The sequence below is a fragment of the Streptomyces alkaliterrae genome (assembly GCF_007097205.2).
Taxonomy (GTDB): domain Bacteria; phylum Actinomycetota; class Actinomycetes; order Streptomycetales; family Streptomycetaceae; genus Streptomyces; species Streptomyces alkaliterrae.
In genome coordinates, this window is record NZ_VJYK02000583.1 from 1 (window position 1) to 1,349 (window position 1,349).

The 1,349-nt window shown below is 71.6% G+C and carries 1 protein-coding gene; it reads right to left on the reverse strand.

The window, feature by feature from the left end:
- Positions 1-16: 16 nt before the first annotated feature.
- On the reverse strand, positions 17-1,349 hold a 1,333-nt coding region (locus FNX44_RS26915), incomplete at its 5' end, for a cation:proton antiporter (protein ID WP_143651573.1).

Genomic DNA, 1,349 nt, shown 5'->3' on the forward strand with positions numbered 1-1,349 from the left:
CCGCTGTGCCGGAGGCTCACTTGCGGGGGCTGCCGAGTGGGGCGCGGACGAGGGTGTCGTCGACGAGGCAGTAGCGCCAGTCCTCGCCGGGTTCGGCGGACTGGATGATGGGGTGGCGGGCGTCGGCGGCGTGCGCGCGGGCGTGGCGGTGGGGTGAGTCGTCGCAGCAGCCGACGTGGCCGCAGGTGACGCAGAGCCGCAGTTGCACCCAGTCGGTGCCCAGCCGCCGGCATTCCTCGCAGGCGCGCTGCTCGGTGTCGGTGATCCTCACCTGGTCGAGGTGCGTGCAGGAGGTGGTGGTGGTCTCCTCCCGCACGTAACGCCAGTTGGAGCGGAGTACGGCGTCCGGCATGACACGTGCGAGGTAGCGCGACTGGGAGGCCAGTAGCGGGCTCAGCACGGCGAGGATCAGCACGTAGAGGGCGACGAAGGGGCCTAGGCGGTTGTCGAGGTCGGCGGCGAGTGCGAGCGTGACGAGGATGAGCGAGAACTCGCCACGGGCGAGGATGGTCAGGCCGATGTTCGCGGCGCCGCGCTGGTTGAAGCCGAAGAGGCGGGCGGCGACGACGCCCGCGCCGACGTTGGTGGCGAGCGTGACGCAGACGGCGAGCAGGGCGGGTACGAGGACCGGGCCGAGGTCGGCGACGTCGATCGCGAGGCCGAAGCTGACGAAGAAGACGGCGGCGAGGACGTCCCGCAGCGGCAGCACCAGGCGTTCGACGCGCTCGTGGTAGCGGGTGCGGGAGACGACAAGGCCGATCATCAGCGCGCCGATGGCGTCGGAGACGCCCAGTTCCTCCGACAGTCCGGCGACGAACACGACAAGGCCGACGGCGACGACGGCCAGCAGTTCGTCCTCGCGGCTGCCGATGAGGCGGCCGACGGCGCGGGCGCCGTAGCGGGCGACGACGAGCAGCAGGGCGAGGAAGCCGAAGCTGACGGCGATCTCCCGGGCGAGTTCGAGCGGGGAGGCGGCGTCGGAGAGGACGGGGGAGAGGAGGGCGAGGTAGAAGGCGAGGAACAGGTCCTCGATGACGATGATGCCGAGGACGACGGGGGTCTCGGCGTTGGCGAGGCGGCGGAGCTCGATCAGCAGCTTGGTGGCGATGGCGGAGGACGAGATGCCGAGCGCGCCCGCGATGACGAGGGCTTCGGCGCCGCCCCAGCCGAGCGCGAGGCCGAAGAGCAGGCCGGCGCTGACGTTGAGGCCGATGTAGCAGACGGCGGCGAGGAGGAGCCGGCGGCCGCCGCCGATGACCTGTTCGAGCGGGAACTCGACGCCGAGGTGGAACAGCAGCAGGACCAGGCCGAGGGAGGCGATGAGGGCCAGGTCCTCGGGGTGCTCGACG